The sequence below is a fragment of the Cellulomonas sp. KH9 genome (genome assembly GCF_900114185.1).
Lineage (GTDB): Bacteria > Actinomycetota > Actinomycetes > Actinomycetales > Cellulomonadaceae > Cellulomonas.
Map to the genome: position 1 here is coordinate 224577 of NZ_FOSE01000005.1, position 26561 is coordinate 251137.

At 74.6% G+C, this 26561-nt stretch carries 25 protein-coding genes; 11 read left to right on the forward strand and 14 right to left on the reverse strand.

From position 1 onward, the window contains the following. Positions 1–143: 143 nt before the first annotated feature. Positions 144–1727, reverse strand: a complete 1584-nt coding sequence (locus BMZ16_RS16805; protein ID WP_089802607.1) for a M20/M25/M40 family metallo-hydrolase — start codon at positions 1725–1727, stop codon at positions 144–146. Positions 1728–1955: 228 nt separating this feature from the next. Between BMZ16_RS16805 and BMZ16_RS16810 the strand changes: the two genes are divergently transcribed. After that, on the forward strand, positions 1956–3035 hold the full coding sequence (locus BMZ16_RS16810) for a PIG-L family deacetylase (RefSeq protein ID WP_089802609.1): 1080 nt from the start codon (positions 1956–1958) through the stop codon (positions 3033–3035). After that, positions 3035–4780 carry a sensor histidine kinase gene (locus tag BMZ16_RS16815; RefSeq protein WP_089802610.1) on the forward strand — a complete coding sequence of 582 codons (1746 nt, stop codon included), beginning with the start codon at positions 3035–3037 and terminating at the stop codon, positions 4778–4780. The genes BMZ16_RS16810 and BMZ16_RS16815 overlap by 1 nt, the downstream gene beginning before the upstream one ends. Before the next feature lie 7 nt (positions 4781–4787). Here the strand turns inward: BMZ16_RS16815 and BMZ16_RS16820 are convergent, their stop codons facing one another. The 3 genes from BMZ16_RS16820 to BMZ16_RS16830 are packed head-to-tail and all read right to left on the reverse strand — an operon-like array spanning position 4788 to position 8117. Then, the gene (locus BMZ16_RS16820) at positions 4788–5927 is read right to left on the reverse strand and encodes a hypothetical protein (protein WP_255366786.1); all 1140 of its coding nucleotides are present in this window, start codon (positions 5925–5927) and stop codon (positions 4788–4790) included. Next, complete coding sequence (locus BMZ16_RS16825; RefSeq protein ID WP_177199756.1) at positions 5927–7207, reverse strand: glycosyltransferase family 2 protein; 1281 nt, start codon at positions 7205–7207, stop codon at positions 5927–5929. Before BMZ16_RS16825 ends, BMZ16_RS16820 begins: the two co-directional genes overlap by 1 nt. A gap of 4 nt (positions 7208–7211) precedes the next feature. Next, positions 7212–8117, reverse strand: a complete 906-nt coding sequence (locus tag BMZ16_RS16830; RefSeq protein WP_089802612.1) for an ATP-grasp domain-containing protein — start codon at positions 8115–8117, stop codon at positions 7212–7214. A 124-nt stretch (positions 8118–8241) separates the two neighbouring features. Between BMZ16_RS16830 and fabG the strand changes: the two genes are divergently transcribed. From fabG to nrdI, 3 genes are all read left to right on the forward strand, one after another. Further along, on the forward strand, positions 8242–9003 hold the full coding sequence (fabG, locus tag BMZ16_RS16835; protein WP_089802614.1) for a 3-oxoacyl-ACP reductase FabG: 762 nt from the start codon (positions 8242–8244) through the stop codon (positions 9001–9003). Next, on the forward strand, positions 9000–9122 hold the full coding sequence (locus BMZ16_RS19905) for a hypothetical protein (protein WP_255366767.1): 123 nt from the start codon (positions 9000–9002) through the stop codon (positions 9120–9122). Before fabG ends, BMZ16_RS19905 begins: the two co-directional genes overlap by 4 nt. Positions 9123–9204: 82 nt before the next feature. Beyond that, on the forward strand, positions 9205–9630 hold the full coding sequence (gene nrdI / locus BMZ16_RS16840; RefSeq protein ID WP_089802616.1) for a class Ib ribonucleoside-diphosphate reductase assembly flavoprotein NrdI: 426 nt from the start codon (positions 9205–9207) through the stop codon (positions 9628–9630). 45 nt (positions 9631–9675) lie between these two features. Here the strand turns inward: nrdI and BMZ16_RS16845 are convergent, their stop codons facing one another. From BMZ16_RS16845 to BMZ16_RS16855, 3 genes are all read right to left on the reverse strand, one after another. After that, positions 9676–10953: an alpha/beta fold hydrolase gene (locus BMZ16_RS16845; protein WP_089802960.1), complete on the reverse strand. Its 1278-nt coding sequence runs from the start codon at positions 10951–10953 to the stop codon at positions 9676–9678. Between the two features lie 62 nt (positions 10954–11015). Then, the gene (locus BMZ16_RS16850; RefSeq protein WP_089802618.1) at positions 11016–12668 is read right to left on the reverse strand and encodes an OmpA family protein; all 1653 of its coding nucleotides are present in this window, start codon (positions 12666–12668) and stop codon (positions 11016–11018) included. Between the two features lie 90 nt (positions 12669–12758). Further along, a complete protein-coding gene (locus tag BMZ16_RS16855; RefSeq protein WP_089802962.1) occupies positions 12759–15152 on the reverse strand; it encodes a glycoside hydrolase family 31 protein in 2394 nt (797 codons plus the stop codon). A gap of 80 nt (positions 15153–15232) precedes the next feature. Between BMZ16_RS16855 and BMZ16_RS16860 the strand changes: the two genes are divergently transcribed. From BMZ16_RS16860 to BMZ16_RS16870, 3 genes are read left to right on the forward strand one after another with little or no spacing between them, the layout of a single operon-like run. Continuing rightward, on the forward strand, positions 15233–16159 hold the full coding sequence (locus BMZ16_RS16860) for a metal ABC transporter substrate-binding protein (RefSeq protein WP_089802620.1): 927 nt from the start codon (positions 15233–15235) through the stop codon (positions 16157–16159). Next, on the forward strand, positions 16156–16887 hold the full coding sequence (locus BMZ16_RS16865) for a metal ABC transporter ATP-binding protein (protein ID WP_089802622.1): 732 nt from the start codon (positions 16156–16158) through the stop codon (positions 16885–16887). The genes BMZ16_RS16860 and BMZ16_RS16865 overlap by 4 nt, the downstream gene beginning before the upstream one ends. Continuing rightward, positions 16887–17753: a metal ABC transporter permease gene (locus tag BMZ16_RS16870; RefSeq protein WP_089802624.1), complete on the forward strand. Its 867-nt coding sequence runs from the start codon at positions 16887–16889 to the stop codon at positions 17751–17753. The genes BMZ16_RS16865 and BMZ16_RS16870 overlap by 1 nt, the downstream gene beginning before the upstream one ends. Before the next feature lie 19 nt (positions 17754–17772). Here BMZ16_RS16870 and BMZ16_RS16875 read toward each other — a convergent pair whose 3' ends face one another. From BMZ16_RS16875 to BMZ16_RS16890, 4 genes are all read right to left on the reverse strand, one after another. After that, complete coding sequence (locus BMZ16_RS16875) at positions 17773–18225, reverse strand: nitroreductase family deazaflavin-dependent oxidoreductase (protein ID WP_089802626.1); 453 nt, start codon at positions 18223–18225, stop codon at positions 17773–17775. Between the two features lie 125 nt (positions 18226–18350). Next, positions 18351–19820 (reverse strand): SPFH domain-containing protein, encoded by a 1470-nt coding sequence (locus tag BMZ16_RS16880; protein ID WP_089802628.1) that lies wholly within the window; start codon positions 19818–19820, stop codon positions 18351–18353. Positions 19821–19929: 109 nt separating this feature from the next. Next, entirely contained in the window at positions 19930–20397 is a 468-nt protein-coding gene (locus BMZ16_RS16885) for an NfeD family protein (RefSeq protein WP_089802630.1), read from the reverse strand. A gap of 135 nt (positions 20398–20532) precedes the next feature. Further along, positions 20533–22074 (reverse strand): amino acid permease, encoded by a 1542-nt coding sequence (locus BMZ16_RS16890; RefSeq protein WP_089802632.1) that lies wholly within the window; start codon positions 22072–22074, stop codon positions 20533–20535. A gap of 160 nt (positions 22075–22234) precedes the next feature. Between BMZ16_RS16890 and BMZ16_RS16895 the strand changes: the two genes are divergently transcribed. Then, positions 22235–22738, forward strand: coding sequence for a hypothetical protein (locus BMZ16_RS16895; protein WP_089802634.1), 504 nt, complete (start codon positions 22235–22237; stop codon positions 22736–22738). A gap of 96 nt (positions 22739–22834) precedes the next feature. Continuing rightward, positions 22835–23581, forward strand: a complete 747-nt coding sequence (locus tag BMZ16_RS16900) for an HNH endonuclease family protein (RefSeq protein ID WP_177199757.1) — start codon at positions 22835–22837, stop codon at positions 23579–23581. Positions 23582–23599: 18 nt separating this feature from the next. Here the strand turns inward: BMZ16_RS16900 and BMZ16_RS16905 are convergent, their stop codons facing one another. From BMZ16_RS16905 to BMZ16_RS16915, 3 genes are all read right to left on the reverse strand, one after another. Further along, positions 23600–24460 (reverse strand): IclR family transcriptional regulator, encoded by an 861-nt coding sequence (locus BMZ16_RS16905; RefSeq protein ID WP_177199758.1) that lies wholly within the window; start codon positions 24458–24460, stop codon positions 23600–23602. A gap of 106 nt (positions 24461–24566) precedes the next feature. Then, positions 24567–25298 carry a M50 family metallopeptidase gene (locus tag BMZ16_RS16910; RefSeq protein ID WP_089802641.1) on the reverse strand — a complete coding sequence of 244 codons (732 nt, stop codon included), beginning with the start codon at positions 25296–25298 and terminating at the stop codon, positions 24567–24569. Continuing rightward, positions 25295–25978: an LmeA family phospholipid-binding protein gene (locus BMZ16_RS16915; RefSeq protein WP_089802643.1), complete on the reverse strand. Its 684-nt coding sequence runs from the start codon at positions 25976–25978 to the stop codon at positions 25295–25297. Before BMZ16_RS16915 ends, BMZ16_RS16910 begins: the two co-directional genes overlap by 4 nt. A 155-nt stretch (positions 25979–26133) precedes the next feature. On the opposite strand from BMZ16_RS16915, the gene BMZ16_RS16920 reads away from it, so the two are divergent. Next, the gene (locus BMZ16_RS16920; RefSeq protein ID WP_089802645.1) at positions 26134–26550 is read left to right on the forward strand and encodes a hypothetical protein; all 417 of its coding nucleotides are present in this window, start codon (positions 26134–26136) and stop codon (positions 26548–26550) included. Positions 26551–26561: the final 11 nt, after the last annotated feature.

Here is a 26561-nt window from a genome sequence, read left to right on the forward strand (position 1 = left end):
TTGGCAGGCGCCGTGTGGAGGAGCAAGATGTCGCCCGTCCCGAGCGAGGCTGGGCGGCCACGCCAACGGGACGGGGGCGCCGGACGCGCAGCGGCCCGGGCACCCGCAGGCACCCGGGCCACCGGCGTCACACCGTCAGCACGTCACGACGTCCGCAGCTCCATCGCACCCGCGTGGCCGCGCCCGTGCCCCTTGCCCTTGCCCGGCTTCCACGGGCCGTGGTGGTGGCCCTGGTCGCCGGGGCCCGAGACACCGTTGATCGCGGAGGTGTCGTTCGCCAGCGTGGCCGTCGCGAACGCGACCGCCGGCGCCATGATCCCGATCGCCTCACGGCTGACGTTCGACAGGTCGTCGCCGGCGCTGTGGTAGTTCGGGTCGTGGATGATGCCGGCGGTGCCGCCGAACAGCGCGACCTCCTCGTCGGTCTTGATGTCGTCGGCGCCGGTGAACAGGCCCGACGCCGGCACGCCGTTCTCGATGAACGCCTGGTAGTCCGAGCGCCCGGAGAACTCGGTGTCCACCCACGGCTGACCCGTCGCGTCGAACCACCCGGTGAGCACGGCCTCCGTCTCGGCGGATCCCGGCGGCACCGTCACGGGGGCGGGGTACGTCGACTGGTCCGCGTCGTACACGCCGATGATGTAGTTGGGCGAACCGACCATGTCGAAGTTCAGGTACGTGGCGATCCGGTCCAGCTCGCCATCCTGACCCGCGAGCTCCTCCACGTACGCGGTCGACCCGAGCAGGCCGAGCTCCTCGGCACCCCACCACGCGAACCGCACGGTGTTGTTGAGCTTCTTCTGCTTGGCCAGCTGCACGGCGACCTCGAGCAGGACGGCCGAGCCGCTGCCGTTGTCGTTCAGGCCCGGGCCCCCCTCGACGCCGTCCAGGTGCGCGCCGAGCATGACGACGTTGTCGTCGCGGCCCGCCCGCGTCTCGGCGATGACGTTGAAGCTCTCCTGCTGCTCGACGTGGAACCGGGTGTCGAGCGTGAGGGTCGCGCCGCCGTCGGCGATGTCCGCGACGACGGCCTGGCCGTCGACCAGGTCCGCGCCCGCCACGGGCACCGTGACGACACCCTCCGCGCCGAGCGTGCCGTAGAGCAGCCCCTCGACGTTGTTGTAGACGACGACGCCCACGGCGCCCGCCGCCTCCGCCGTGACCGCCTTCTCCGCGAAGGAGCAGTCACCCCGGCTGACCACCGCGATCGTCCCGGTGACCTCGACGCCCGCCCACGAGTCGGCCGTGCACCCCGTGACGTCGTTCGGGACCGACCCGGGTGCGGTCACGCCGCCCTCGGGCGAGCTCGGCGCGTACTGCATCTGGTCGACGTCGTAGGCCACCCCGCCGTCGGTCGTCAGGGTCGCGGCGTCGACCACCTCGAACTCGAACGTGAACGGGTCGCGCGTCGTGGTGTACCCGGCACGCTGCAGCGTGCGCTCGACGTACCGGGCGCTGGCCTCGTAGCCCGACGTCAGCGCGGCGCGGTTGCCGTCGTTGCGGTCGGCGATGCGCTGCAGCTCCTCCAGGTGCCGCCACACGCCGCGGGTCGTCACCTGCCGGGCGAACCGCTGGGCGTCGACGACGTGGCCGGACCCGTGACCCGGGCCGTGTCCGGGCCCACCGCCGCGACCGTGGGCGGCCGCGGGTGGGACGAGCAGGGCGCTCGTGCCGAGCACGAGCGCGGCGAGGGTGCCCGCGAGGGCGGTGGTGCGTCGAGCTGCCACGGTGGTGTCCCCTTCTCCACGCGGGGCCGGCGGCCGGGCGGCCGCGGCCACGACACCCCCGGGGGTAGCCGCGGGCGACGTCCCGACACGGTAGGGCGATGCCGTCCGGAAAGTCACGACATCCGGTGACATCCGGGGCGGGGCCGTGGTCCCGCACCCGCACCGGGCGACGACGCCACCACCTCCCTACAGTGGACACCGGCAGCGGCGCACGTCCTTGGGGGGGCCATGGCAGACGACGACCCGTACACGGCGCTCGTGCTCGAGGACGACGCCGACGCCCTGGAGTTCCTGCGCATCGCCCTCGAACGGCACGGGGGGATGGTCGTCGACGTCGCCACCACGGCCGAGGACGCGCTCGCCGCCCTGCAGCGCCGGACCTACGACGTGCTGGTCACCGACATCCAGCTGCCCTCGATCTCGGGCCTGCAGATGCTGCCGCAGGTGCGGGCGCTGGACCCCGCGCTGTCCGTCATGGTGGTGACGGCGTTCCCCACGTTCGACAACGCGGTGGAGGCGCTGCGCCGCGCGGCCGACGAGTTCCTGGTCAAGCCCGTCACGGCGGCGGTCGTGGTCGAGCGCGCCACGGAGCTCGCACGGCGCACCCGCGCGCTCCGGTCGACGTCCCGCCAGCGCGTCCTCGCGATCGGGGCGCACCCCGACGACGTCGAGATCGGCGTGGGCGGGACGCTCGCGGCGCACGCGGCGGCAGGTGACGACCTCGTGATCCTCACGCTGTCGGGCGGCGCGGTGGGCGGTGCGACATCCGTGCGCCACTCGGAGGCCGCCGCGGCCGCCGCCGTCGTCGGCGCTCGCCTGATCCACCGGGACTTCCCCGACACCCACCTCGTGCCGGCCGAGGGGATCATCACGGCCATCGAGGAGGTCGTGGCCGAGGTGCAGCCCGACCGGATCTACACGCACGGCCCGCACGACCGGCACCAGGACCACCGTGCCGTGCACGAGGCCGTGCAGGTCGCCGCCCGGCAGGTGCCCAACCTGTGGTGCTTCCAGAGCCCGTCGTCGACCGTCGCGTTCGCGCCCAACCGGTTCGTCGACATCGACGGGTTCGTGGAGACCAAGCTGCGGATGCTCGCCGCGTTCGCGTCCCAGTCGTACCGCGACTACATGCAGCCGGACGCCGTGCGGGCCGCGTCGCGGTACTGGGCGCGGTTCAGCCCGGCGCACGACGTCGAGCCCCTCGAGACCGTCCGGGCCAGCGAGACCGTCGCCGACGCGTCCCGCGTCGAGGCCGCCCCGGAGGTCGACTGGTCGAGGGCCGGGGCGGACCACGGCCCGGTGCGGTGATGGCCGAGCACCGGGCCTGGCCGACGTTGTCCGACGCCGACCTGACGGACCCGGTGACGCGTGAGCTGGTGCGTCGGGTCGCGGCCGGCTGGATGGCCCCGGACGCGGTCGGGCTGCGGCAGGTGCCCGCCACCGCCAGCATCGTCCTCGCGCTCGTCGCGGTCGAGGCGACGATCACGCCCGCCCACCCGCCGCTGCTGGCGGTGGCCGCCGTCCTCGTGGCCGGCGTGCAGATCGCCGGTGTCGTGGTGCCCTGGGGCCGGTTCCCGCCGATCTGGCGGGCGATCCTGCCGCTGGGGCAGATGGCCGCCGTCGCGCTGCTCGACGTCGGCGCCGGCCTGCCGCGTGCGGAGTTCGACATCCTGCTGATCTTCCCGATGGGCATGCTCGCCCTGCGGCCGGCCCGCTGGGGGCCCGCCCTCGCCCTCGCCGGGTGCGCCGTGGTGCTGCTCGTCCCGGCGGTCGTCGACGTCGGCCGCGTCCGGCCGGTCCTGCACGCGGTCGTCACCTTCCTCGTCCTCGCGCCCGCCGCCCTCGGGGCGCACTCGATCGTGCAGGCCACCCGCCTGCAGGCGATCGAGCTGCAGCGCGCGCGGGACGCGTTGAGCGACCGGGCCCGGCAGCTGCAGGACTCCCGCGACACCCTGCGCAGCATCATGCGGGCCGCCACCGAGCAGGGCATCATCGCGACCGACCCCCAGGGTGTCGTGCTGTCCGTCAGCACGGGTGCGGAACGCGTCCTCGGGCGGGACACCGACCAGCTCGTGGGCAGCGTCATCACGGACCTCGTCCCCCCGGACCCGCCCGTCGTCCCGGAGCCGGGGGAACGCGGGTCCGACGCCGCGCTGCGGCGCCTGGTCGGGCCCGCCGCGCACGGCGGGACGCAGGTGCACGAGTGGCGCACCGCGCTGCCCGACGGCACCGCGCACGACCTCGAGCTCGTGGTGACACCCCGGCCAGCCCTGGCGGGCACCGCCCCCGAGCTGCCCGCGGGCTACCTGGTGGTCGCGACCGACGTCACGGCACGCCGCGAGGAGCAGCGCCAGCAGGACGCGTTCATCGGCCTCGTCGGGCACGAGCTGCGCACCCCCCTGGCGTCGATCATCGGCTACGTCGACCTGCTGCGGCTCGACGACGCGTCGTTCACCGACGAGCAGCGTCGGTACCTCGCGGTCGTCGAGCGGAACGCCGCCAGACTGCGCTTGCTCGTCGACGACCTGCTGGCCAGCGCGCAGATGGTCGCGGGAGCCCCGATGTCGGCGCAGGAGGTCGACGTCGTGGACGTCGTCCGGGCGGCCGTCGCCGCGAACGTGCCCATCGCCGCCGCCGCCGGTGTCGGCGTCGACGTCGAGGCCGACCCGGTGGTGCCGCTGACGTCCGACCCGCAGCGGCTGCAGCAGGTGGTCGACAACCTGCTGAGCAACGCGGTCAAGTACAGCCTGGCCGGCGGCCGGGTGCTGGTGCAGGTCGGGGCGGGCACGGGCTCCGACGGTGCCCGGACCGCGCGGCTCCGGGTCGTCGACGAGGGGACCGGGATCGAGCAGGACGAGCTCGCCCGCATCACCGAGCGGTTCTACCGCTCGCGCGAGACCCGCCGCCGCCGCGTGCGCGGCGTGGGCCTGGGCCTGTCCCTGGTGCAGAGCATCGTCGACGACCACGGGGGCGTCCTGACGATCACCAGCGAACCGGGTGTGGGGACGCAGGTCGAGGTCGTGCTGCCGGACCTGCCGGACCCGACGGCGTGAGCGCCGGTCAGGCCTCCGGCCCCCAGACGGCGGCGAGGACGTCCCAGTCCTGGTCGGTCATGAGGCTCAGCGGTGTGACGGCGACGTCCGCGACCCCGTGGGTCGTCGCGTCGCGGACGGCCTGCCCCAGGTCGGCGGAGGAGAGCCGCCCGGGCGGGTCGACCGACGTGGGTGCCCACAGCCCCACCGACATCGTGAAGCGGGACATGTCGTACCCCGCCGCCGCGAGGTCCGCGGTCACCCGCTCGAGGTCCGCCGGGGCGTGTTCGCCGAACAGGTAGGCCCACAGCACCAGGCGGTCCGCCGCCTGCAGCAGGATCCGGTAGTCCTGACCGGCGACCGGTACCCCGCGGGCGGGGTCGTCCCAGTCGATGCGCGCGTCCGCGGCCAGCGCGATGTCCGTGCCGCGACCGTCGGGCAGCGCGTCCAGCGCGGCGCGCATCCGCCCCAGCAGGCCGGCGAGCACCTCCGAGCGCCAGGTCCCGATCAGCTCGGAGCCCTCGTCCGGCGTCCCGTCGGCGGTCCGTGGCCAGTCCGCCTCCCCCGTCATCTCCCGGAAGAGCTCGAGGTCGTCGTCCCCGAAGGAGAACGTGTCCAGGAAGAGCTCGGTGACCGCGATCTGCCCCGGGCGGTACCGCTCGCCGAGCGCCGCCACGTACGCGACCAGCCGCTCACCCACCTCGCCCCGCGCCAGCTGGGTGGCCGACGCGGTGTAGACCGCGCGCGTGCCGTCGGCGGCGACGCCGGCCACGGACGGGTCCTGCACGATCCACCGGGGGACGTAGGCGTCGACGATGAGCCCGATGTCCCGCACGCGCCCGTCCGCGCCGGTGCGCAGCGCCCGCGCGGCGTGCGCCAGGTGGTCGGTCCCGGGCTCGGCGGCCGCGTCGGGGTGCGCGTCCCAGTCGAAGGCCGTGAACTCGACGCGGCCCGCGTTGAGGTCGACGCTCGTGGCCCCCGCCCGGTCGAGGTGCTCGGACAGGGCCGCCCAGTCGGTCGCCGGGTCGGTGACGACGCCGAAGTCGACGGCGACCGCCCGCTGGACGTCGGGCGTCCGCGGGGCGGCGAGCACCGGTGCCGCGGCGTGCCACGGCCGGGCCACGACCACGGCCGCCGTCACGACGGCCACCAACGTGAGCGCGACCATCACGGTCCAGGAGCGTCGCGGCCGAGACCGGGCACCGACACCGTGCCGCTGCGCTCCAGCTTGTTCCATCGGTTCTCCGCTTTCCCGAGCTCGAGCCGGGCAGCGTCGAGCACGACGAAGGTCATCAGCGTCGAGTACACGGGCCACAGCCCGACCGTCCACGCGTGACGCAGGTCGCCCGGGGACCGGTCGAGCAGCACCGCCAGCAGCAGCAGCGCGAGTGACAGGGGCAGCCCGACGACGAACACCCATTCTAGTGACGTGTCCGGGAGCGTCCCCGGGCCGACGAGGGCCACCAGCACCGTCAGCACCGCCACGCCCAGGACCTGCAGGAACGGCCCGGCCACCTGCGCGACGACCGTGTACAGCAGGTACGCGCCGAAGGCCCCGTACCGCAGGTTGCCCACCATCGACGCGTGGATCGAGATGCTCTGCAGCAGGCCCCGCGCCCAGCGCACGCGCTGGCGCCACAGCCCGCGGACCGTCGACGGCGACTCGGCGTAGACCAGGGCGTCGGGGGCGAACGTGACCCCGTACCCGGCGCGGTGCACCCGCCAGGTCAGCTCCAGGTCCTCACCGAGGGTGTCGGTGCGCAGGGGTCCCACGACGGCGAGCACGTCCCGCCGGTACGCCCCGACGTTGCCCGACACGACGGGCAGGCACCCGAGCACGTCCAGTGCACGACGCATCAGCCCGGTGCCGACGTGGCTGATCAGGGCCAGCAGCCGGGTCTGCACGTGGTCGAGGTTCACCGGCCGGTCGTTGCCGCAGACCGCGCCGACCCGCGGGCCGCGGAACCCCCGCAGCAGCCGCGTGAGGGTGTCGGGGCGGAACAGCCCGTCGGCGTCGACCAGCACGAGGACGTCACCGCGCGCCGCGGCGATGCCCGTGTTGAGCGCGGCACCCTTGCCCGCGTTCTCCTGCCGCAGGGCGCGGACCTGCGGGTACCGGCGTGCCAGGTCCTGCATCAGCGCGAACGTGTCGTCCGACGAGCCGTCGTCGACGCACACGACCTCCAGGTCCGCGTGGTCGCTGCGCAGCACGGACTCCACGCAGCCGACCAGCACCCGTCCCTCGTCGTACGCGGGCACGACGACGCTCACCGCGGGCAGCCGGTCGAACAGCGGGCCGCAGCCGACCGGACCGGGGTCGTCCCGGCGCCGGCGGGCCTCGAACACGAGGGCCGCGGGCACCATCGCCAGGCGCACCAGGCCCACGGTCAGCAGGGACACGCCCAGCACCAGCAGCAGTGCCGTCAGCAGCGCGGTCAGCACGACCATCGGGTCAGCCGGGCCAGTCGTCCAGGACGGCGTCCAGCAGCTCGGGCGCCGACGCCGAGACCGCACCGAACCGGGCGTTGACCTCGAGCACCACCGGGGTGCCGTCGGCGAGCCGCCGCACGTCCATGTCGACGGGACCCACCAGGCCGAGCGCCTGCACGGTGCGTTCGGCCAGGTCCGCCACGTCCGGCACCTCACCGTCGGGCACGCGCTCGACGGCCGTCGCGTTGCCGACCCGCCCGTGCTCGAGCCCCGCCTTGCGCAGCACCACGACCCGGCACCGCCCGGTGCCGGGCGAGCGGTACACCTGCGGGCTGTACTCGGTGCCCGGCGCGAAGCACTGGACGATCCAGGCCGCGTCGACCCGGCCCCACACGCGGTCGTCGGGGTCCTCGAGGACGTGCACACCGCGGCCGCCGCGCGCCACCCGCGGCTTGACGACCACCGGGCCACCGGCCCACGCGAGCGCCTCGGCGGCCGACCGGAACGTCTCCGCACCGGCGAACGCCGGCACGCCGACGCCGGCCCGCGCGAGCGCCCACATGGTGAGGAGCTTGTCGCCCGCCACCGCGGCCGGCCCCGCGGGCGACACGACCAGCCGGCTCCCCCAGCCGACCGCCAGCCCGAGGGTCGCGATGCGCGCGAGCTCCTCCGACACGGTCGGCAGCACCAGGGCCGGTTGCAGCCCGGCGACGAGGGCGAGCATGTCCCGCTCGTACCGGGGGTCGGTCGCCGGGGCGACCGTCTCGACGGAGTCGAACCCCGGCACCGGGACCGGTGCCATGTCCGCGCCGATCGCCAGGAGGTCGCGTGTCCCGCCGGCCTCCACCAGTCGTCGTCCCAGCGCACGCCCGGCGGGACCGGCAGCACCGGTCACCAGGATCGTGCGCCGCGCTCCCCCTGCGCCCATCCTCGGATGCTAGGCGCGGGCGGGGCGTACCGCCCGGCGGGTGGCGCGGCCCGGGGTGCGGCGGGCACCGCGGTGCGCGAGAGTCGGACCGGAGCCACCGTCCGACGACGTGGGGGGACCCGTCATGGCCGCACTGCTCGCAGGACGCACCGCGCTGGTGACCGGGGGGACGCTGGGCATCGGGCAGGGCATCGCCCGGGTCCTCGCCCGGCACGGTGCGCAGGTCGCCGTCACGGGGCTCACCGAGCAGGAGTGCGACGACGCACGCTCCCGCGGCACGGCGGCGTACGTGCTGGACGTGCGGGACGCCGACGCGTGCCGCGAGGTCGTCGCACGGGCGGTCGAGGACCTGGGCGGGCTCTCGGTGCTGGCCGCCAACGCCGGCGTCTACCCGCAGGCGCGCGTCGCGGACATGACGGACGCGGACGTCGACGGGATCGTCGGCGTGAACCTCACGGGCACGATCCACGCCGTGCAGGCGGCGCTCCCGGCGCTGACGGCGTCGGGCCGCGGGCGCGTCGTCGTGACCAGCTCCATCACGGGCAACATCACCGGGTACCCCGGGTGGGCGCACTACGGCGCGACCAAGGCGGCGCAGATGGGGTTCGTGCGCACCGCCGCCATCGAGCTCGCGCGGGCCGGGATCACGGTCAACGCCGTGCTGCCGGGCAACGTGCTGACCCCGGGGCTGCGGGCGCTGGGTGAGGAGTACATGGCCCGCATGGCGCGGTCCGTGCCGCTGGGCTTCCTCGCCGAGCCCGAGGACGTGGGCGAGGTCGTCGCGTTCCTCGCGTCCGACGGCGCCCGGTACGTCACCGGGCAGGGGATCGTCGTCGACGGCGGGCAGGTGCTGCCCGAGTCGCCGGAGGCGTTGGCGGAGGCATGACGGGCGCGGAGGAGCGGCGCACGCGGCGGGTCGCCCGGCTGCTGGTGTGGACGGGCGCGGCCGTGGTGCTGGCCACCGTCGTGGGGCTCGTGCACGCGGTGTACCCGCTGGTCACCTGACCGGCCGGCGGGCGCCGGGGTACGCCCCGCACCGGGACCAACGTCCGCGGCCCCCACGTCGCCCGGGAGGTGGGCTGGTGTCATGCGTCGCACGCCCGTCTACTACTACTCGTCCGCGAGCGGGCTGGTCCGCACGTTCGCGGAGCGCCTGGACCGGCCCGTGCACAACCTCGCCGAGCGGGAGCACCGCACCAGCGAGGTCGACGGGCCGTGGGTGCTGCTGACGCCGTCGTACAAGACCGGCAACGACGCGAACGACACGGTCCCCGAGGCGGTGCGCCGGTTCCTGCGCTCGGCGCACAACCGCCGCCTGCTCGTCGGGGTGATGGGGTCCGGCAACCGCAACTTCGGGCAGTACTACCAGAAGGCCGCGCGCGAGATCGCGCAGCGGTCCGGGCGCCCGGTGCTCTTCGAGTTCGAGCTGGCCGGCACGCCGTGGGACGTCGAGGAGTGCGAGCGGATCCTGCGGGACCTCGACGCCGCGCTCGACGTGCGGCACGCGGGCTGACGGGCCGCGCGCCCGATCGCACGTCGGCGTACCCGGTGCGGTGCGTCAGCCGGACGTGACCGTCCAGCGCCCGGACGTCAGGTCGGCCAGCCGCGGCAGGATCGTGTCGCCGGCGACGCGCAGCCCGTCGTGCAGGTACTCGTTGGTGAGCCACACCTGGGCGTTGCCCAGCCCGGCGGCGGTCGCGCGGGCCAGGTCGACGTCGACGTACGGGTCGTCGAGGTACTGCACGGCGGCGACGGGGACCTCGTTCGCGGCCAGCCGGTGGACGTCGTAGAGCGCGGGCCACTCGGTGCGGGCGGCCAGCTCGTGGGCCGCCGCGGCGAACGGGCGCAGCGCCGCGACCTGGTCGAACATCCACGGGTACACCGCCTCGCCCGTGAGCAGCAGCGGACGGGCGTCCGCCGCGAAGCCGGGGTGGCGGGCGTGCTCGGCCGCCGCGGCCCAGCCGGGCTCGCGGGTCCCGGAGTGGTAGATGACCTCCTGCAGCACCAGGTACAGCGGGTTCGTCTCGAACCCCGTGCGCGCGGCGACCTGCGCGAGGAACCCCGGTGCGGGCTCGCCGTGGCGGTCCAGCGCGGTGTCCAGCAGCCAGTGCAGGTCGTCCACCCCGGTGCTCATGCCCAGCGGCATGCCCAGGGTCTGCAGCCGCTCGACCGTCAACGCGTCCCCCGTCGGCAGCCGGACGCCTCCGGCCGCGACCCGGTCGGCCAGGTGGCCCAGCAGCTCGACGTCCGACGGGAAGGCGCGATGCAGCGCGCGGTTGCGGGCCACCTGCCGCGGGTAGGTCGCGGCGTACACGTCCTCGGCCGTCGCGCCGACCGGCGGCAGACCACCCGTGATCCAGCACGCGTCCAGCGCCTCGGGGTACCGCGACAGGTACGTGAGCGTGAGGAACCCGCCGTAGGACTGACCCAGCGTCGTCCACCGCCGCCCGCCGTAGACGGTGCGGCGCAGGTGCTCGGCGTCCTCGACGATCGCGTCCGCCCGGAAGCACGCCAGGTAGTCCGCCGCCCGGGACGGGTCGTCGAACGCCGCGACGTCCGCCCCCTCGATCCGCGACGAGCGGCCCGTCCCGCGCTGGTCCAGCAGCACGACCCGGTGGGTGCCCAGCGCGGTCGCCCACCACCCGCCGCCGGGCAGGGGGCGCGGCCCCATGCCGCCCGGCCCGCCCTGCAGGAACAGCAGCAGCGGCAGGTCCTCGCCGTCGCGCTCCGGGTCGACGACCTCGCGCGCGAACACCTCGACCGAGCCGAACCGCTGGGGGTCCGCGCGGTCGACCGGCACCTCGACGCGGTGCTCGCGCACCCGGAACCCGGTCATCGTGTACTCGTCCACGCCGCCAGCCTACGAGCGTGGCGCACGCGTCCTGGGCTGCCCCCGCGTCAGCCGGTGGCGTCGTCCCCGCGTGCGACGGGGATGTCGAGGATGCGGAAGTCGTGCCAGGAACCGCGCCCGGTCCCCGCCTGGAACGTCACGGTGTCGACGTCGAGCTCCGGGTAGACGAAGGAGAACGTGCGGGCCTGCCCCAGGTCCATGGCGCCGCCGACCGTGAGGTCCGCGAGCGCGAACCACTCGCCACCCGGGTGCCGCTCCGAGACGCCCGTGCGGTAGTCCAGCGGGAGCACCCGCGTCGCGCCGTGCAGGATCGTGCCGCTCGACGACGCGCTCGGTGCCGTCGTGCCCTCGCCGCGGCCCCGGTCCCCGCCGTCCAGGGAGCCGATCTTGGCGCCGGAGCTGGAGCGGTCGTCGACGTTGCGGGCGACCAGGTCCACCACGACGTGCCCGTGCACGCGTCGCGCGGTCGCCTCCAGCTCCCAGTCGATGAGGGCCTCGACCGGCAGCGGCGTGCCCGCCGTGCCGACCTGGCCCTCCGGGCCGAACGGGGGCAGCTCGCCCCCGGTCGTCAGCTCCGTGCGGGTCACCATCGTGGACGTGAGGGTGACCGTCACGCGACGGTTCCGGGCACGGTCCTCGTCCGACGTGTTCGGCACGACCGGCTCGGACTCGCCCCGCCCCTCGACGGCCATGGGGTACGACCCGGGGTCGACGAGGGCACCCAGGGCGTCGGCGACCGTCCGGGCACGGCGCTGCGACAGGTCGGCGTTGTACGCCTCGTCCCCGTGGTCGTCGGTGTGCCCCACGACCGTGACGTCGCCCGGCGCGCGTTCCGTCAGCCGCTGGGCGACCAGGCGCAGCGCCTCGTCGGCCGCCGGGGTCAGGACGTCCTGGTCGAACTCGAAGAGCACGTCCGACCCGAGGGACACGTCGACGCGCTCCTGCGACTCCACGGTCGTCACCGCGCCGGCGAGCTCGATGCTCGTCGACTCCAGGGGGAACACGGGCGCGGCGACCACGGCGTCCAGGTCGAGCACCTCGGGGGCCGACGTCGGCGACGCGCTCCCCGTGGCGGCGCCGGGCGTCCCGGTGCTCGCCGCGGCCGACACCGGACGCACGCTCACCGGCACCTCCCCGTCGATCACGGGCACGGCGGCGACCAGCGGCGCCCCGGGCAGGAACAGCGCCACCTCGTCGGCGTCGGGGTGCGGCGCCGCGAACGGGATCTGCAGGCGGGTCCCGGCGGGGTCCCTCAGCGTCGCCCAGCCCTCGGGTGCCACGACCGGAGAGCCCGCGGCGTCCGTGCCGCCGTGCAGGACCACGTCACGGACGAGGTCGACGAGCCGCACGTTCGACGGGGCCTCGCTGGTGAGGTGGTACGTGAGCCCGTCGACGTCCCACCCGTGCACGTGCACCCTGCCCGTCCCCGGGAGCGGGTCGGGCGGGACGAGGTCGAGGGTCAGCACGGCGAGGTCCCCGGCGCGCACCACCGGGTGCACGTCGACCCGCACCTCGGCCTCCGACGTCACGACCACCTCGCTCGCCACCACGTCCTCGGGCTGCGGCCCGGGGTCGGCGGTGGGCGTCCCGTCGGTCGTGCCGTCCGGGGTCGCCCCGCCGCCGGTGCAGGCGGCGAGCAGCACGGCGACGAGGGCGACGACGAGGCCGGCACGAGCCGGGCGACGGCGGGCAGCACGCACGAGAGGGTCCTCCAGGGGGTGGGGCCCTCATGATGCCGGACTTGTCCGTCTCGATCGGGCCCCCGACCCCGTCGTCACCCGTTCGCGCCCTCAGGGCACGCGCGCGAGCACGACCTCCTCCACCGCCCCGCGCAGCGCCGGGGGGACGTCGAGCGCGGCCAGGTGCGACAGCCGCACGTGCAGGGGGCGGTCGGACGTCAGCACGTCGAGGACGCGGCTCTTGAGCTCGTAGCCCACCTGCGCGACGTCCAGCAGCCGGTGCACCCGCCCCGCGACGTCGTCGCTCCGCAGCGCGGGCGCCTCGCCGATCCCGATCCGCAGCGTGGCGACGACGGGCACGTCGGCGACCGTGACCCGCAGCCGGCGGTCGGCGGCACGGGCGACGACGGGCTCGGCCGGTGCGCCCTCCACGGTCGCCACCGGCGTGACGTCGTCGCCGACGGACACGAACGTCGCGGTCCACGTGCGTGTCGCGGGCACGGCACCGGCGGCCCCCGCCACCGGCCCGACCGTCAGCGCACCGCGCGCCTGGTCCCACGTCAGCGGCGTGCGCGCGACGCGCGACTCGTCCAGGCCGTCGCCCGTGCCGTCGTCCTCGACGAGCGTGAAGGCTCCGTCCGCACCGACGACGACCAGCACCTCCAGCGCCGTGGGCTCGACCGGGTCGTCGGCCGGCACGTCCGCCGCGTCGAGCGGGACGATCGCGCCGGCGGGCGCCAGCACGGGCACGGACGACAGGTCGCGGTGCAGGACGAGCTCGCGCCCGCCGTCGTAGACCAGGCCGGTCAGGACGTCGACCCACGTACCGTCCGGGAGCCAGGCGCGCACGGCCGCGGTGGCGGACTCGCGGTCCCGCGGCGACGTCACGGGCGCCACCAGCAGCTGCGACCCGAAGAGGAACTGCCCGGGCACGTCGTACGCCTCGCGGTGCCGCGGCCAGCGGTGGTACATCGGCGTCACCAGGGGCACGCCCTCCCGCGCGGCGCGGTGGTTCATGGTGTGCAGGTACGGCACCAGCCGGTGGCGCAGCCGCAGGAAGTCCGTCTGCACCGCGGCGTGCTCCGGGCCGAACGACCACGGCTCCTTGGTGAGGAACGGGTTGTTCGACGAGTGCAGGCGCAGCACCGGGGAGAAGGTGCCGAGCTGCACCCAGCGGGTCGCGAGCTCGTCGTCCTTCGCGCCGAACATGTGCCCACCGATGTCGTGGCTCCACCACCCGTACCCGATGTTCGCGGCGGTGGCCGTGAAGTGCGGCTGGGCCGCGAGCGACGCCCACGACACCACCGCGTCGCCGGAGAACCCCACGGGGTACCGGTGCGAGCCGGGCCCGGCGTACCGCGAGAACGTCAGCGGCCGTCGGCCGTCGCGCGCGTTGTCGAGGAAGTGGAAGTGGTTGAGCATCCACAACGGGTCGATGCCGGCGATGCGCGAGTGCGCCCCCTGCTGCCAGTCGATCCACCAGAAGTCGACGCCGTCGTCCTCCAGGTCGCGGTGCAGCACCTCGAGGTACGCGGTGAGGAACGCCTCGTCGGTGACGTCGAACGCGACGGGGTCGCCGCTCGAGGGGTCCAGGCCGAGGGCGGCGCACATCGCGCCGTACGCCTCCTCGTGCGGGCCGACGCCGTCCGCCGGGTGCACGTTGAGGGTGACGCGCAGACCGCGGGCGTGGACCTCGGCGAGGAAGGCCGCCGGGTCGCCGAACAGCTCGCGGTCCCACGTGTAGCCGGTCCAGCCGCTGCCGATCGCCGGGTCGACGTCGGTGACGTGCCAGTCCATGTCGAGCACCGCGACCGAGAACGGGACGCCCGCGGCGCGGAACCGGTCGAGCAGCGCCACGTACTCGTCGGCGGTGTAGCGGTGGTACCTGCTCCACCAGTTGCCGAGCGCCCAGCGCGGCAGCACCGGCTGCGGGCCGGACACCGCGTACAGCGCGCGCACCGCCTCGGCGTGGTCGTGCCCGTACGCGAAGACGTACAGGTCGGTGCGGCCGTCGTCGCGGGGCGCGACCCAGCCGTCCTCGGTGAGCAGCAGGGACCGCGAGTCGTCGATCACCGCGTACCCGTAGCGGCCGGCGACGCCGGGCTCCAGGGGGACGGCGCCGTCGGCCTCGTCGAGCGTGCGGGCCGTGCCGCCGAGGTTGCGACCGTCGTCGTCCTGGCCGTAGCGCCACACCGAGTGCCACGTGGTGACGGCACCGAGCACGGCGACCGACAGGCCGCTGGTGGTGAACGGGCCCCTGTCGTACGTCAGGCGCAGGCGTCGCGTGACGACCTCGAGGTGGGTGCCCCGGTCGACGACGCGGAACTCGGGGACGGGCTGGCGGCGGTGCAGCGCGAACGTGGAGGGGCGGTCCTCGAAGACCCCGTCCGGGGAGTGCTCCAGGCGCAGCAGACCGTCGGTCAGGACGGTGATCCGGTAGGTGTCCCCCTGGACCACGGCGGCGGGGTCGGCGACCGGGTGGGTGGGCAGGGTGGGCAGCGTCATGACGTCCATCCTTGGTCAGCGCATCACGTTACGTCGGGGGGATCTTGAAAGTTCGGTGATCCGAAACTAGGTTCGGCAGCATGCGACGCCCCTCCCCCCGGTACCGCCGGTCGTGGCGTGCGGCGGCCGTGCTCACGGTCATCGCGCTGCTCGCGGCCTGCACGGCACGCCCCGCGGACGACGGACGACCCGTCGTCCTCACCACCTTCACCGTGCTGGCCGACATCGCCGCGAACGTCGCCGGCGAGCACCTGCAGGTCGAGTCGATCACCCGCGTGGGCGCCGAGGTCCACGGCTACGACCCCACGCCGGGCGACATCGCCCGTGCCCGGCGCGCGGACCTCGTCCTCGACAACGGCCTGGGGCTGGAGCGGTGGTTCGAGCAGTTCGTCGACGGCCTCGACGCCCCGCACGTGGTGGTCTCCGACGGGGTGGACGTCATCGACGTCACGGGCGACGCCTACGCCGGCCGGCCCAACCCGCACGCGTGGATGAGCCCGCTGCAGGCCCAGGTGTACGTGCGGAACATCGCCGACGCCTTCGTCGACCTCGACCCCGCGCACGCCGACGACTACCGCGCCAACGCCGACGCCTACACCGCCGAGCTGCAGCGGGTCCACGACGAGCTGGTCACCGCGCTGGGCGCCCTGCCCGAGCAGCACCGCGCGCTGGTGACCTGCGAGGGCGCCTTCTCCTACCTGGCGCGGGACGCCGGGCTCACCGAGCACTACATCTGGCCCGTCAACGCCGAGCAGCAGGCCACCCCGCGGCAGGTCGCCGCCGTCGTCGACGCGGTCCGCGCGGACGAGGTGCCGGCCGTCTTCTGCGAGTCGACCGTCTCCGACGCCCCCATGCGCCGTGTCGCCGAGGCCACCGGCGCGGTCCTGGGCGGCACCCTCTACGTCGACTCGCTGTCCGAGCCCGACGGCCCCGTCCCGACGTACCTCGACCTGCTGCGCCACGACGTGCGCGTCATCGTCGACGGCCTCACCGGGCGCGCCTCGTGACGCACGCCCTCGAGGTCCGCGACCTGCACGTCCGGTACGGCACCGTGCGGGCCCTCGACGGTGCGAGCCTGACCCTCGACCACGGCCGCGTGTGCGGGCTCGTCGGCGTCAACGGCTCCGGCAAGTCCACGCTCTTCAAGTGCGTCATGGGCGTCGTCCGACCGGACGCCGGCACGGTGCTGGTGGACGGCACGGACCCCGCGGCAGCCCGCCGACGCGGCGCCGTGGGCTACGTGCCGCAGAGCGAGGACGTGGACTGGACGTTCCCCCTGTCGGTGCGGGACGTCGTCATGACCGGCCGCTACGGGCGCCTCGGCGTGACGCGCCGCCCCCGGCACACGGACCACGAGGCCGTCGACGAGGCCCTGGCCCGGGTCGAGCTGACCGACCTCGCCGACCGGCAGATCGGGCGCCTGTCCGGCGGGCAGCGCAAGCGGGCGTTCGTCGCGCGCGGGCTCGCGCAGGGCGCGACCGTGCTGCTGCTGGACGAGCCCTTCGCGGGGGTCGACAAGCGCTCCGAGGCCACGATCACCCGGCTGCTGCGCGAGCTGGCCGCCGCCGGGGCCGCCGTGCTCGTCTCCACGCACGACCTGCACGCGCTGCCCGCCCTGGCCGACGAGGCCGCGCTGCTGCACGGCCGCGTCCTGGTGCACGGCACGCCGCAGGACGTCCTGCGGCCCGAGAACCTGGCCCTCGCGTTCGGCTCCGACATCCGTGAGGTGCCCTGATGAGCCCGCTGGACCTGCTGCTCGAGCCCCTCACCTACGACTTCATGGTGCGCGCCCTGGTCACGATCGTCGTCGCGTCGGTCGTGTGCGCCGTGCTGTCGTGCTGGCTGGTGCTCATCGGGTGGTCCCTCATGGGTGACGCGGTGTCGCACGCCGTGCTGCCCGGCGTGGTCCTCGCGTACGTGGTGGGGGCGCCGTTCGCGCTCGGGGCCGTCGTGTTCGGTGTGCTGGCGGTCGTGCTCATCGGGTTCGTCCGGGACACCAGCCGCGTCAAGGAGGACGCCGCGATCGGGATCGTGTTCACGTCGCTGTTCGCGCTCGGCCTGGTGCTGGTGTCGGTGACGCCCAGCCAGACGGACCTCAACCACATCGTGTTCGGCAACCTGCTCGGGGTGTCCGGCACCGACCTGGTGCAGATCGGCGCGCTCGGGGCCGTGGTCCTCACCGTGCTGCTGGTCAAGCGCAGGGACCTCACGCTGTACGCGTTCGACCCGATGCACGCGCACGCCATCGGCATCAGCCCGCGGCGCCTGGGCGCGCTGCTGCTGGGGCTGCTGGCGCTCACCGCGGTCGTCGCCCTGCAGGCCGTCGGGGTGGTGCTCGTCGTCGCCATGCTCATCGTGCCCGGCGCCACGGCGTACCTCCTGACGGACCGGTTCTCCCGCATGCTGCTGGTCGCGCCGTCGCTGTCCGCGGCCTGCGGCGTCGTGGGCCTCTACGTCAGCTACTACGCCGACACGGCGTCGGGCGCGACGATCGTGCTCACGCAGGGGGTCGTCTTCGCGCTCGTGCACCTGTTCGGCCCGCAGCGCGGCGTGGTCACCACCCGCCTCACCCGCCGCCGGCTCCGCACGCCCACCCCGTGAGGGGGCGCTCCGGCCGGGGTCAGCCCTGGTCGGGCCGGTCCACGGGCGTCAGCACGAGCACGGGGATCTGCCGGTCCGTGCGCCGGGTGTACGCCTCGTAGTCCGGCCACACCTCGACGGCCCGCGCCCACCAGGCGTCCCGCTCCGCACCCGTCACCTCGCGGGCGACGTAGTCCCTGCGCACGGGCCCGTCCTGCAGCTCGACCTGCGGGTGGGCGACGATGTTGTGGTACCAGACGGGGTGCGTCGGCGCACCGCCCCGCGACGCCACGACGGCGTACTCGCCGTCGTGCTCGACGCGCATCAGCGGCGTCTTGCGGATCTTCCCGCTCGTCGCGCCGAGGGTCCACAGGACGATGACGGGCTGCCCGTCGAGCGTCGTCCCGCGCGTCCCGCCGGAGCTCTCGTACAGCTCCACCTGCTCGCGGGCGCGGTCCGACGTGCTGGGGGCGTACTCACCGGTGAGAGGCATACCCGGCACAACACCGGCCTGCCCGCCGGGGATTCCGCGCGCGGCCCCGTCACCCGGGGATGTCCCGCGGGTCGTTGGCTGGATCGCCCCCTCCTCGCGAGGAGGGCGATCCAGCCCGGGCCGGGTCAGCTGTGGTTGCTGCCCACGGGTGCGCCGTTGGTGCCCACGGCGCGGCCGGCGATGCCGGCGACGAGCGTGTTGAGGTCCAGGCCCGTGAGGGACTTGATGACCTCCTGGCCCTCGCCCAGCACCTGCCCGACCGTCCGCGTCATGGCCGACGCGCCGTCGGTGGACACGACGGTGAGCTGGTCGATCGAGCCGATCGGCTCGGCGGCGGCACGGACGATCTCGGGCAGCAGCGCGATGACCTGCTGGGCCAGGACCGCCTCGCCCTGCTCGCGCAGCGCCTCGGCCTGCGCGTGCGTGGCCTCGGCCTGCGCCAGACCCTCCGCGCGGGCGGCGGCCGCACGGGCCAGACCCAGCGCCTCGAGGGCCTTGGCCTCGGCGAGCTGCCGGTCGCGCTCGGCGTTACCGGCGCGGATGGTGGCCTCGGCCGCGGCCTCGGCGTCCTGGACCGTCGCGATCTTGTTGGCCTCGGCGACCTTCATCCGGCGGTACGCGTCGGCCTCGGCGGCGGCGTTGGCGGCGTCGCGCTCGGCGTTGGCCTGCTGGACCGCGGCGTACGCGGACGCCTCGGCCGGCTTGCGGACGTCGATGTCGAGCTGCTCCTCGGTGACCTTCGCCTTCTCCGCGAGGGCCTCGCGCTCCTGCAGGGCCACGAGCTTGTCCTGCTCGGCACGCGCCAGCTGGCCCGCGGCGTTCGCCTCCGCGTTGGCACGGTCCGTCTCGGCCTTGATGCCGGCCTGCTTCAGCGCGAGGTCGCGCTGGCGCTCGGCGATGGACTCCATCGCCTGGATCTTGGCGAACTCGGAGACCTGCTGCGCCTCCGCCTCCTTGACCTCGGCGACCTGGCGGGCGCGGGCGGCCTCGGCACGCCCGAGGTTGGCCAGGTAGTCCGAGCCCGGTGTCGAGATGTCGGAGATGTTGAGCAGGTCGACCTGCAGGCCCTGCTCCGCCAGGTCGGTCTTGGTCGAGTTGACGACCGCGTCCTGCAGCGACTTCCGGTCGCTGATGATCTGCTCGATCGTCATGTCGCCGATGATCGAGCGCAGCGAGCCCTCGAGGGACTCCTTGATGACGTCGGTGAGCGTCGCCTGCTGGGACAGGAAGCGCTGGGCGGCGCGCCGCACGCCCTCCTCGTCCCCGCGGACCTTGAAGTTGATGGACGCCTTGATGGCGAGCTTGATGCGGTTCTTGTCGACGCCCTCGACGGTGATGCCGATCTGACGCTGCTCGAGCGAGATCGGGAAGCCCTGCTGCAGGACCGGCCAGACGAACACGCGGCCGCCGACGACCACCCGCTGCCCGGCGTCGCCCGACGCCCCGCGCCCTGCGCCGCGCCCGACGATGATGAGCGCCTCGTTGGGCGGCACCCGGCGGATCCGCTTGGTGATGAGCGCGATGACCGCCACGAACGCGATGATCAGCGCGCCGACCGCGACGACTGTGGCGCTTCCCTGCACGAGCTCGAACATGGTGTCCCGGCCGGGCCGGGCTCCTTCCTGTGGGTGCTGCGCGGATGGTGCCCGGGGCCGCGGTGCGGCTCAGGTGGGTCGGGCCGCGGTGCGGCTCAGGTGGGTGGCGTCACACGGGACGCACGTGCACGCGGGACCCGGAGACGGCGACCACGACGACGCGGGTGCCCGCCGCGATCTCCTCGTCCGCCCAGGCCAGCCGCGCCTCCAGGTCACGGACGCCCTCGAGCCGGACCTCGCCGCCCGACGGGCCGGTGGTCGACGTCGTCGTGCCGAACGCGCCGTCCAGCGGCGGCGGGGGCGCGTCCTCGGTGTCCGAGAGCCGCTTGACCAGGCCCTGGGCGGCCGCGAACGCGACGAGGGCGAAGCCCACGCCGATCACGTACGCCCAGAGGAGCGCCAGGTCCGACGCCAGCGCGATGACCCCGCTGGCACCGAACACGACGGCTCCCACGCCGGCGGCGATGCCGGAGAACCCGCCCTCGCCGATGTCGAACGACTCGAAGATGTCGCCGAAGACCAGCGACGCGAGCAGCACGACGAGGCCGATGCCCCCGATGACGAGGAAGACGGTCACGGAGAGGGGTCCCTTCGGTGGGTTGTGCGCGCCAGTATGCCCCAGGGCGCACGTCACCCGGGTGGGTCCGGAGACCTCGGTGGACGGACGTCCGGGTGAACCTCGCCCGGGCGCCACGTCACCGCCGTCCGGCCGCTACAGCAGCGACTCGTCCTCCGTCACCGGCGCCGGCGTCCCCCTGCCCAGCAGCGAGTGCCGGTACGAGAACCCGAAGTAGATGACCAGCCCCACGAGCACCCACACGAGGAACCGGAGCCACGTCAGCGTCGTGAGGTTCAGCATCAGCCAGATGCACGCGACGCCCGAGACGATCGGCAGCACCGGAGAGAACGGCACCTTGAACCCGCGCTCCAGGTCCGGCCGCGACCGGCGCAGCAGCGGGATGCCGAAGCTGACGAGCACGAACGCCGACAGCGTCCCGATGTTGATCATCTCCTCCAGCAGCTCGACCTCCGACAGCCCGGCGATCAGCGCCACGACCACACCGGCCCCGACCTGCAGCCACGTCGGGGTGCCGAAGCGCGCGGAGGTGCGCGACATGCCGCGCGGCAGCAGCCCGTCGCGGCTCATCGCGAACACGATCCGGGTCAGCCCGAGCAGCAGGACCATGAGCACGCTGGTGAGGCCCACGAGGATGCCGACCGAGATGACGCGGCCCGCCCAGTCCGCCCCGACGAGGACGAACGCCGTGGTCAGGGACGGCGAGCCGGACTCGGCCAGCTCCGTGTAGCTGACCATGCCGGTGACGACGACGGTCACGAGGATGTAGAGCACGGTGACCAGCGCCAGGCCGCCGAGGATGCCCCGCGGGACCGCGCGCTGCGGGTTCTTCGTCTCCTCCGCGGTGGTGGCGACGACGTCGAACCCGATGAACGCGAAGAAGACGAGCGCGGCACCCGAGAGGATGCCCATGACGCCGTACATGCTGGGCTCGAAGCCGAGCAGGAACCCGGTGAGCGGCTGGTGCAGGGCGCTGGTGCCCGCCTCGGCCGGCTGCGTGGGCGGGACGAACGGCGTCCAGTTCTCCGCCTTGACGTAGAAGAACCCGGCGACGATCACGAAGAGCGTGATGCCGACCTTGATGATGGTGAACACGCTGTTCACGCGGGTGCTCAGCCGGGTGCCGATGGCGAGCAGGACCGTGAAGAGGGCGACGATGAGCATCGGCCCCCAGGCGACGTCCGCACCCAGGACCTCGATCGTGGGCGGGACGTCGATGCCGAACAGGCCGAACGCGTCGGACAGGTACACGCCCCAGAACTTGGCGATGACGGCGGACGCCAGGAGCATCTCGAGGATCAGGTCCCAGCCGATGATCCAGGCGACGAGCTCGCCCATCGTCGTGTACGAGTACGTGTACGCGGACCCGGCGACCGGCATCGTCGAGGCGAACTCGGCGTAGCACATGATCGCCAGACCGCAGACGACCGAGGCGATGACGAACGACAGGATGACCGACGGGCCGGCGTAGTTCGCCGCCGCGGTCGCACCCACCGAGAAGATGCCGGCACCCACGGCCACCGAGACGCCGAGGACGGCGAGGTCCCACGCGGTCAGGGTGCGGTGCAGCCGACGGTCCGGGTCGTCGAGCTGCGCCATCGAGGCCTCCACGGACCTGCGCCGCAGGACGCCGCGGTACTCGCGGGCGCCGCCCGGTGCGGGGCTCGGTGTCGTCATCGTCCCTCCTTCGGGTGCCTGGACGTCACCCGAGAGCATGACGCCCCACCGGCACGGCGGCCACCGGACGTTCGTCCCGGGCACGGGTCCGGTGCGTCCGGGTGTGCCCGGACGCACGCCCCGGCATGCGGCCCGCCGGGCTCCTCGGCAGGGTGGGCGCATGGACGACACGACGCGACCCGTCGCGGACGACGGCCCGGACGACCACCACCTGCCGCCACCCGGCACCGACGACGCCACCGTGGCGGCCGTCGGTGCGGTGACGGCCGCCTTCGAGGTCGTCGAGCACGCCCGCGGCATGCTGTACGCCTTCCACCGCCTGATCGGCCGCGCGGACGCCGAGCTGCAGCAGGCGCTCGACGACCTGGAGGCGGCCGGGCACGGCGAGCTGGCCGACCGGGTCCGCGCGGACGTCGTGGGCCGCAACGTGCTGCCCGGCCGGTGGACCTTCCAGGTGGTCGAGGAGTTCGACGAGGGGTACCACCGCGCCTTCGCCGACGCCGAGCGCCACGTGCGCGACGAGCTGACCGCGGGACGTCGGCACGTGTACGAGGCGCAGCTCAAGGAGCGCGGGCGCACCCACGGCCGCCCGGGGCACGAGGCGCTGCCCGCCCACGTGCCGGACCCGGCCGGGACGCCCGGGGGTCGGGGGCCCGCGGGCTGACGCACCCGGCCGACCACAGCCGACCGCGCCGGCGCGCGGCCGGCGGTCCGGGGTCGCGCGGGGCGCGCTGTCACCGCCGTGCGGCATGCTCCCCCCGTGCCCCGTCGTCCCCGGACCACCGTCCCCGCCCGCTCGTCCGGCCGCCCGTCCGGCCGCCCGTCCGCCCGTCGTACCTGGCCGTGGCTGCTCGTCCTGCTCGTCGGGCTGGCCGGCGGCCTGGGCGCGCCGGTCGTCCTCGACGCCCGCGCGGCCGCGCAGCACCCCGTCACCGCCGCGGACCTGGCCGCCGGGCGGACCGCGCTCGAGCAGCTCCCCGTCAAGGGGCGTGCGCCCCGCACCGGGTACAGCCGCGAGGCGTTCGGGCAGCGCTGGGAGGACGTCGACCGCAACGGCTGCGACACCCGCAACGACATCCTGCGGCGCGACCTCGTCGACGTGGAGCTGAAGCCGGGGACGCAGGACTGCGTCGTCCTGCGCGGCACCCTGCTGGACCCCTACACCGGCACGACCATCGCGTTCGAGCGCGGTGAGCGGTCGTCCGAGGTGCAGATCGACCACGTGGTCGCGCTGGCCGACGCCTGGCAGAAGGGCGCCCAGGGCTGGTCGGACGACAAGCGCGCCGCGTTCGCCAACGACCCCGCCAACCTGCTCGCCGTCGACGGGTCCGCCAACCAGCGCAAGGGCGCGGGGGACGCGGCGACGTGGTTGCCGCCCAGCAGCGGCTACCGGTGCGCGTACGCGCTGCGGCAGACCGTGGTGAAGGCCGCGTACGGCCTGTGGGTGACGCAGGCGGAGCACACCGCGCTGACCCGGGCGATCGACCGGTGCGTCGTCGTGGAGTGACGCACGCCCGGCGTGACGTCAGGCGCCGCGGCGGACTTGGTGGTCCTCCGCGGGTGCGGGGGACGCCTCGCGCGGTCCGATGACGGCACCGCCCAGCCGCCGGGTCACGGCGCGCGCGGCCAGCACGACGGCGCGCGCGTGCTCCTGGACGGCGGCGGCGGGCATCCGCGCGGCGGGCGCGACCAGCGCCAGCGCCCCGACGACACCCCCCGTGTGGTCGAGGACGGGCGCCGCGACGGCACGCAGGTCCGCGTCGAGCTCGCGGTCGTCGACGGCGAAGCCGCGACGGCGGGTGCGCACCAGCTCGGCCCGCAGCTCACCCGGGTCGGTGATGGTGCGGCCCGTGGCGGACGGCAGGCCGGCCGTCACCACACGCTCGACGGTCGCGGCACCGGCGACGGACAGGATCGCCTTGCCGGTCGCGGAGCAGTGCATCGGCACGGTGGACGGGATGCGACCGGGGAACCGTCCGGCGCTGCCGGGGCCGGAGCGGTGCGCGACGAGGCGGACGTGGACGCCGTCCGGCACCGTCAGGACCGCCAGGCAGCCGCTCGCACGGGCCAGGTCGTCGAGCGCGCCGGCGGCGACGGTCTCCACGTCGAGGCTCGAGAGGTACGCGTGCCCCAGGCGCAACGCGCCGGGACCCAGACGGAACCGTCCGCTGGTGGGGTCGCGGCGCAGCAGCTCGGACTCCAGCAGCGGTGCCGCGAGCCGCAGCACGGTGGACTTGTGGACGCCGAGGCGTCGGCCGATCTCGGCTGCGGTCAGGCCGGCCGGGTCCGTCTCCTGGGCGCACACCTCGAGCAGTGCGAGCGCCCGTCGCAGCGACAACGACTCGTTACGTCCCGGCCGGGAAGCGACGTCTGCTGTTGTGCTCACCGCTTCACTATCCCAGATCCGAGCGGTTGTCCTGCCCTTTGCCCGCGCATTCGGCAGACGCATCCCGGTCAGATGCGGGCACACCGCCGCACAACGGACGCGCAGGTCAGAGCGTTGGCCAGGCTGCGAGGAGCCACGCACCGCCGATCACGAGAAGTGCGACACAGAACACCACGAGCACCCCGACCCAGAAAGCCGCGGGCAGGTGCGTGAGACCCGCGAGCAGCCCTGCGTCGGACTGGTCGCGACCACCGCGCCGCCGCACCCGCCGCCGCTGCGACTGCATCTCGAGCACCGCGCGCGGTGCACCGAGCAGGAGAAACCACGTGAGCCCGGCGGCGACCACGGTCTGCACCTGCGCCGGCGCCCAGACGGTCACGACGACGAGGACGGCCCCGCTGACGAGCACCGCCCACAGCCCGTACCAGTTGCGGATCTGCAGCAGCACGAGCACCACCACGACCAGCAGCAGCCACAGCACCGCCAGCGCGTACCCCCGGGACAGCAGCCACGCGGCCGCCAGGCCCAGCACGGCGGGCCCCGGGTAGCCCGCGGCGACCGTGGCCACCATCCCGGGGCCGCGGGGGCGCCCCCGGGAGACGGTGAGGCCGGACGTGTCGGAGTGCACCCGGATGCCCGACAGGCGCCGCCCGACCAGTACCGCGACCCCGGCGTGGGCCGCCTCGTGCACGATCGTCAGGCCGTGACGCAGCAGGTGCCACACGCCCGGCACGGCGAGCGCGACGAGCACGACGAGCGCCACCACGGCGACGGTGAGCCGGTCGGGCGCCGGCTGGGGCGTCGTGACCTGCGTCCACAGGTCGGCCAGGCCGCTCACCGCGCCTCCTCCAGCACCACGTCGACGCCGGTGGCGGTCACCCGCACCCCGTCGGGCACGACCTGCGCGTCCTGCAGCACGATGCCCGGGGGCAGCCCGTCGAGCGGCACCTCGATCCCGACGAGCCGTTCCGCGAGGTTGCCGGGCAGCTGGTCGAGCCGCAGCGTGCCCGCCCCGAGCGTCACGTCCTGCACGTCGACCAGCAGCCGGCCGTCCTCGACGCGCGGCACGAGCCCCGCCGTCAGGGTCAGGCCGAGGACCTCGCCGGACGCGCGCAGCGTGCCCCCGTCGACCGTGACGTCGAGGTCCGCCGTGTCCCGCACGACCTGCTCGATCGACGCGGTGGGGACGGTCGCGTCGATCCGCAGGTCGCCCACGCGGTACGGGGCCGCCAGGGAGACGTCCGCCGCGTCGACGGTCACGTCGGTGACGCGCAGGCCGTTGAGCGTCACGGCACCGGCCGCGGCGGTCACGTCGTCGAGCGAGCCCGCCAGCAGCTGGGTGAGGAAGGGGAAGCCGCCGATCCGGACCTCCGGCGTCCCCTCCACCTGCAGCTCGCGCGTGATCACGTCCGCGACCTGGCCCTCCGCCTCGTCGCGCGCCAGGCCGTCGGCCAGGTAGGCGCCGCCGACGACGAGTCCGATCGCGACGAACCCCGCGACCGCGGCCCTGGCTCCCATGCGCTCCCCGTCCGTCGACGCCGATCCCCGGCACACCGTAGGGGCGCGGGCGACGTCGCGCGTGCGGAGCCGGGGGCGCGTCGCGGGTGGCCCGCACCCGTGTGGCGCACGTCACAGGTGGTGCCTAGGCTGGTGGCACGTCCGACGGAGGCGCGATGACCTGGGCTCTCCTCATCCTCATCTCGGTGGCTCCGACGGTGCTGCTGTGCCTGGTCTGGTCCCTGATCCCCTCGCCGGACGACCCCCCGCGCTGGCGCGTCGCGCTGGCCGAGCGGCTGGAGGCGCTGGCCGCACGGCTGCGCCGGCGACGCCCCGAGCCGTACGACCCGTTCCTCACGCTGCGGGTCCAGGAGCGGCTGGGCGCCGTGGCGGACCACGTGCGCGGCCTCGAGGTCGACGAGCGCGCCTTCGCCCGGGCGGAGCGGATCATCGCCTCGCAGCTCGCGTACGACCAGCTGCTGGCCGAGGCGTGCCGGCTGGCGGGCGTGGAGGTGCGGCCTGCCGCGCTCGGGGACCCGCAGGAGCGGTTCCGCGAGGAGGTCGAGCTGGCCGCCCGCGGCTGGACGTGGTGACGGGACCGTCG

Coding starts and splice junctions, on each gene's coding strand:
- BMZ16_RS16810 (WP_089802609.1), top strand. CDS start 1,956: ATGGCAGACGACGACCCGTACACGGCGCTCGTGCTCGAGGACGACGCC.
- BMZ16_RS16890 (WP_089802632.1), bottom strand. CDS start 22,074: ATGACGACACCGAGCCCCGCACCGGGCGGCGCCCGCGAGTACCGCGGC.
- BMZ16_RS16915 (WP_089802643.1), bottom strand. CDS start 25,978: ATGGGAGCCAGGGCCGCGGTCGCGGGGTTCGTCGCGATCGGACTCGTC.
- BMZ16_RS16820 (WP_255366786.1), bottom strand. CDS start 5,927: ATGGTCGCGCTCACGTTGGTGGCCGTCGTGACGGCGGCCGTGGTCGTG.
- BMZ16_RS16895 (WP_089802634.1), top strand. CDS start 22,235: ATGGACGACACGACGCGACCCGTCGCGGACGACGGCCCGGACGACCAC.
- BMZ16_RS16880 (WP_089802628.1), bottom strand. CDS start 19,820: ATGTTCGAGCTCGTGCAGGGAAGCGCCACAGTCGTCGCGGTCGGCGCG.
- BMZ16_RS16825 (WP_177199756.1), bottom strand. CDS start 7,207: ATGGTCGTGCTGACCGCGCTGCTGACGGCACTGCTGCTGGTGCTGGGC.
- BMZ16_RS16855 (WP_089802962.1), bottom strand. CDS start 15,152: ATGACGCTGCCCACCCTGCCCACCCACCCGGTCGCCGACCCCGCCGCC.
- BMZ16_RS19905 (WP_255366767.1), top strand. CDS start 9,000: ATGACGGGCGCGGAGGAGCGGCGCACGCGGCGGGTCGCCCGGCTGCTG.
- BMZ16_RS16860 (WP_089802620.1), top strand. CDS start 15,233: ATGCGACGCCCCTCCCCCCGGTACCGCCGGTCGTGGCGTGCGGCGGCC.
- BMZ16_RS16920 (WP_089802645.1), top strand. CDS start 26,134: ATGACCTGGGCTCTCCTCATCCTCATCTCGGTGGCTCCGACGGTGCTG.
- BMZ16_RS16830 (WP_089802612.1), bottom strand. CDS start 8,117: ATGGGCGCAGGGGGAGCGCGGCGCACGATCCTGGTGACCGGTGCTGCC.
- BMZ16_RS16875 (WP_089802626.1), bottom strand. CDS start 18,225: ATGCCTCTCACCGGTGAGTACGCCCCCAGCACGTCGGACCGCGCCCGC.
- BMZ16_RS16870 (WP_089802624.1), top strand. CDS start 16,887: ATGAGCCCGCTGGACCTGCTGCTCGAGCCCCTCACCTACGACTTCATG.
- fabG (WP_089802614.1), top strand. CDS start 8,242: ATGGCCGCACTGCTCGCAGGACGCACCGCGCTGGTGACCGGGGGGACG.
- BMZ16_RS16845 (WP_089802960.1), bottom strand. CDS start 10,953: ATGACCGGGTTCCGGGTGCGCGAGCACCGCGTCGAGGTGCCGGTCGAC.
- nrdI (WP_089802616.1), top strand. CDS start 9,205: ATGCGTCGCACGCCCGTCTACTACTACTCGTCCGCGAGCGGGCTGGTC.
- BMZ16_RS16815 (WP_089802610.1), top strand. CDS start 3,035: ATGGCCGAGCACCGGGCCTGGCCGACGTTGTCCGACGCCGACCTGACG.